We start from the raw sequence: 4,378 nt of genomic DNA on the forward strand, positions 1-4,378 counted from the left end.
GCGCGATGCCGCGCAGCAGCAGCCGCGGGCGCCGCAGCAGCCCGCGCAGCGCCGCCCAGCCCGGCAACGCGGGGGCGGTGTCCAGCACCGCCTCGACGCGCGCGCCGGCCTTCAGGTACTGCGCGGCAACCAGGTACAGCAACGGCCCGCTGCCGATGAACACCACGCGCGAGCCGATCGCACAGGCCTGCGCCTTCAGCGCGATCTGCGCCGCACCCAGGCTGTAGCAGCCGGCACGCTGCCAGCCCGGCACCGGCATCAACCGGTCGGTGGCGCCGGCGCAGACGATCAGCGCATCGAAGGCCAGCGTCTGCGTGCGCCCGCTCGGCGCGTGCACGGTGTGCAACTGGCCGGCCGTCAGGTTCCAGGCCAGCGTTTCGCTGCGGTGCTCGATCTGCCCGTGCAGCGCGTCGAAGTCGCGGTGCAGCGAGTGCGCCTTCGCGGCCTCGCTGCCATACAGCGTCGCGTGGCTGCGCCGGAAGCCTTCCGGTTGGCGGCGGTAGATCTGGYCGCCGTCGCGCCGCCCTTCATCGATGACGATCGGACGCAGCCCGGCCTGCACCAGCGCCTGCGCGGCACGCACCCCTGCCGGCCCGGTGCCGACGACCACCATGCGCGGCGTCATTGCGGCGCCTCGCCACGCCGGCGTTGCGCCAGCTCCGGCGTCAGCGGCCACAGCGACACCGGCGGCGCGGTGCGCACGCTCATGCCGTCGAGCGCCGCCGTCGAGCAGGCGCGCAGGCGCCGGCCGGCATCGTCCCAGACCCAGCAGTCCTGGCAGGCGCCCATCAGGCAGAAGCCGGCGCGCGCACCATCGCCGAACTCGGACTGGCGCAGCTGCCGGCCGTGCATCAGCAGCGCCACCAGCAGCGTGTCGCCTTCGAGCGCGGTGGCGGGCTGGCCGTCGATGCGCAGCTGGATGGAAGGCCGCGCGGTTTCGGCCAGGCGCACGAAGCGCCCACTGCGGCCGGGCGTGGGCTGCTTCATGAGGGGTCCACCAGGATCAGGGGTTGGTCGGGAACAGCCGTTCGATCGGGTAGTGCGTCTTGATGAACGGCGACTTGATCACGATGAAGCTGAAGTACTTCTCGATGCCGATGTTGCGCTCCAGCAGGTCCTCGATCAGCGCCTGGTAGTGGTTGACGCCGCGCGTCGTGAACTTCAGCAGGTAGTCGTAGCCGCCGCTCACCAGGTGGCACTCGAGGATCTCGTCGACCCCGCGGATCGCGGCCTCGAAGCGCACGAAGTCCTCGCGGTGATGGTCCGACAGCGTGACCTCGGTGAACACCGTCAGCGTGTCGCCCAGCTTCTCCAGTCGCAGCTGCGCGCCGTAGCCCGCGATGTAGCCGGCCTGCTCGAGCCGCTTCACGCGGATCAGGCAGGGGCTGGGCGACAGGCCGACGGCCTCGGCCAGGTCGACGTTGGTGATGCGCCCGTTCTTCTGCAGCTGGCTCAGGATGCGCAGGTCGAGGCGGTCGAGCTTGAGGGAGCTGGTCACGGCAGGAAGAGGAGTCTGGGGTGGCCGATTTTGCGACGGGAAACCGCGCGGTGGAGCAGAACATCATCGCCGCCTACTTCAGCGCGGCGCGCAGGTCGGGTTCGCGCAGCACGTCGTCGAGCGTGCCGCGCAGGCGCTGCGCCATCTGCACGAACTCGTCCTCGGTGAAGCACAGCGCCGGCGCAAAGCCCAGGATGTGGTCGCCGAACGAGCGGAAGATCAGCCCGCGCCGGTAGCCGGCGTCGAACAGCCGGTCCGGCAGGCCGAGCGCCGGATCGAAGCCGCGCTTCGTGGCCTTGTCGCTCACCAGCTCCAGCGCGCCGAGCAGCCCGCGGTGGCGCGACTCGCCGACCAGCGGGTGATCGCGCAGGCCGTCCATCACGGCCGCGAAGTGCGGCGCCACCGCCTGGCCGTGGGCGAGGATGCCGCCCTCGTCGTACAGGCGCAGCACCTCGAGCGCGATGGCCGCGCTGACCGGGTGGGCCGAGTAGGTCGCGCCGTGGCCGATCGCCGCGCCCGCCGGCGCGCCGTCGGCGATGCCGGCGAAGACCTGCTCCGACATCAGCGTCGCGCCCATCGGCGCATAGCCGGCGGTCAGGCCCTTGGCGAGCGTCATCAGGTCGGGCTCGACGCCCTCGGCCTCGCACGCGAACATCGGGCCGGTGCGGCCGAAGCCGGTGATGACCTCGTCGACGACGAACAGGATGTCGAGCTCGCGCGCCGCCTCGCGCATCGCCTTCAGCCAGCCCACCGGCGGCACGACCACGCCGCCCGAGCCCTGGATCGGCTCGCAGAAGAAGGCGGCCACGTGGTCGGCGCCGAGCTCGGCCACCTTGCTGCGCAGCGCCGCCACCGAGGCCGCGATCAGCGCCTGCGGATCGGCCCCGGCCGCGCTGCGGTACCCGTAGGGCGAGGCGATGTGGTGCTGGTTGGGCAGCGGCAGGTCGAAGCCGCGGTGGAACAGCGGCAGCGCGGTCAGCCCGGCGCCGAACGACGACGAGCCGTGGTAGCCGCGCTCCAGCGCGATGAAATGCTTCTTGTGCGGGCGGCCGGTGTTGTTGTAGTACTGCACGATGAAGCGGCTGGCCGCGTCCACCGCCTCCGAGCCGCCGAGCGTCAGGTAGACGCGCGTCAGCGAGGCCGGCGTGATCTCGACCAGCTTCGCGGCCAGGCGGATCGCCGGCTCGCTGCCGAAGTGGAAGTAGCCGGTGGCATAGGGCAGCTTGCGCATCTGCTCGGCCGCGGCCTGCACCACGCTCTCGTGGCCGTAGCCGATGTTGACGCACCACAGGCCGGCGAAGGCGTCCAGCAGCTCGCGCCCGCTCGCATCCTTCAGCCAGGCGCCGTGGCCGGACTCGAGCACGGTGACGCCGCGCTGCTGGTGCTTGCGCCACGGCGCGACCGGATGGATCAGGTGGTCTCGGTYGAGCGCGATCAGCGCATCGAGGGTGGAAAGGGCTGGCGACGACATGCGGTGGGCTCGTGGTGGTGAGCCTCCAGAATAGGATGGCGCCCCCGGCGCGTGGTGCTGCTTTGGGCCGGCGCGGCGCAACGCAGCATCGTTCTTCGCGGCGGTTCAGCAGAAGATGTGGCGGCGTGCGCGGTCAGTAACCGCGCGCGCGGTCGACGCGGCCGACCATCTCTTCGCCGGCCTCGAAGCGCCGCAGGTTGTCCAGCACCACGCGCGCCGCGGTGTCGGGCTGCGTCATGCTCGCGATGTGCGGCGTGAGCCAGATGTTCGGGTGCTGCCAGAACGGGTGATCGGGCGGCAGCGGCTCAGGGTCGGTCACGTCGAGCACCGCGTCGGCGATCCAGCCCTGCGCGAGCGCGGCCAGCAGGTCGGCCTGCACCAGCTGCGGTCCGCGCCCCACCTGCACCAGGCCGGCGCCGCGCGGCAGCTGCGCGAACAGCGCCGCGTCCAGGAAGCCGCGCGTCTCGTCGGTCAGCGGCAGCAGGCACACCAGGATCTGCGTGCGCGCGAGAAAGGCCGGCAGCTCATCCGCGCCGGCGAAGCACTGCACGCCGTCGACCTGGTGGCGCGAGCGGCTCCACCCGGCGCAATCGAAGCCGAAGCTGCGCAACTGCGCAAGCGCCGCCCGGCCCAGCGAGCCGAGCCCGAGCACGCCGACGCGGCAGTGCCCGGCCGGCCGCACCGGTGCCGCCTTCCACTGCGCCTGCGCCTGCTGGCGCCGGTACTGCAGCATGTCGCGGTGCAGGGCCAGCACCGCCCAGCTGACGTACTCGACCATGCCGCCGATGATGCCGGGCTCGACCATGCGCACGACCGGCAGCCCGGCTGGCAGCGCCGCGAAGTCGAACTGGTCGACGCCGGCCCCGGACGAGAACAGCACCTGCAGGTTCGGGAACAACTCGCCGAGACGGGCCGGCGGCTCCCAGGCCGCGAGGAAGCGCACCTGCGCCGGGTCGCCGATGTCGGGCCAGATGCGAAACGCCAGCGCCGGCGCCTCGCGCGCGAAGATCTCGGCCCACTGGCGCCCGCGCACCGGGTCTGATTTGTAGACGAAGCTCATCGGGTCAGCCGAGCGCCTGGTTGACGAGGGAGAACAGGCGGCTGCCGTCGGCGAGCACCGGCACCGCGCCGCGCACCATCACCGTCGGCGCATCCACGCGCAGCAGCCCCAGGCTCTCCAGCCACTCGGTGAGCCCGCTGTCGAAGTCGATGTCGATGCGCACGAACTTGCCGGCGTTCAAGCCCACCAGGTGGGCGATCAGCGCCTTCGCGCCCTCGACGTCCGGCGCCACCACCGGCCCGAGGCTCAGCCCGCGCCCGAAGCGGCGCAGCATCGCGAAGCCGCGCGCCTGCCCGTCCTGGTCGAGCACCACCGTGTCGGCCTGGGCCAGCAGCGCGCCGATCAGGGC

General features: G+C 72.2%; 6 protein-coding genes. All 6 read right to left on the reverse strand.

The genetic code is table 11. From position 1 onward, the window contains the following. Nucleotides 1-625: NAD(P)/FAD-dependent oxidoreductase (locus AC1D1T_RS30440; protein WP_477993156.1), on the reverse strand; the 625-nt coding region annotated here is incomplete at its 3' end. Continuing rightward, on the reverse strand, nucleotides 622-987 hold the full coding sequence (locus tag AC1D1T_RS30445) for a (2Fe-2S)-binding protein (protein ID WP_477828764.1): 366 nt from the start codon (nucleotides 985-987) through the stop codon (nucleotides 622-624). The genes AC1D1T_RS30445 and AC1D1T_RS30440, both read right to left, overlap by 4 nt. A 16-nt stretch (nucleotides 988-1,003) precedes the next feature. Then, nucleotides 1,004-1,498: an Lrp/AsnC family transcriptional regulator gene (locus tag AC1D1T_RS30450; protein WP_047504267.1), complete on the reverse strand. Its 495-nt coding sequence runs from the start codon at nucleotides 1,496-1,498 to the stop codon at nucleotides 1,004-1,006. Between the two features lie 73 nt (nucleotides 1,499-1,571). Next, a complete protein-coding gene (locus AC1D1T_RS30455; protein ID WP_477993158.1) occupies nucleotides 1,572-2,969 on the reverse strand; it encodes an aspartate aminotransferase family protein in 1,398 nt (465 codons plus the stop codon). 133 nt (nucleotides 2,970-3,102) lie between these two features. Further along, nucleotides 3,103-4,029 carry a 2-hydroxyacid dehydrogenase gene (locus AC1D1T_RS30460; RefSeq protein ID WP_477828094.1) on the reverse strand — a complete coding sequence of 309 codons (927 nt, stop codon included), beginning with the start codon at nucleotides 4,027-4,029 and terminating at the stop codon, nucleotides 3,103-3,105. A 4-nt stretch (nucleotides 4,030-4,033) separates the two neighbouring features. Further along, nucleotides 4,034-4,378: GNAT family N-acetyltransferase (locus AC1D1T_RS30465; RefSeq protein WP_477993160.1), on the reverse strand; the 345-nt coding region annotated here is incomplete at its 5' end.

Source organism: Rhizobacter sp. P2_H3, from assembly GCF_056403355.1.

Coding starts and splice junctions, on each gene's coding strand:
- AC1D1T_RS30460 (WP_477828094.1), bottom strand. CDS start 4,029: ATGAGCTTCGTCTACAAATCAGACCCGGTGCGCGGGCGCCAGTGGGCC.
- AC1D1T_RS30445 (WP_477828764.1), bottom strand. CDS start 987: ATGAAGCAGCCCACGCCCGGCCGCAGTGGGCGCTTCGTGCGCCTGGCC.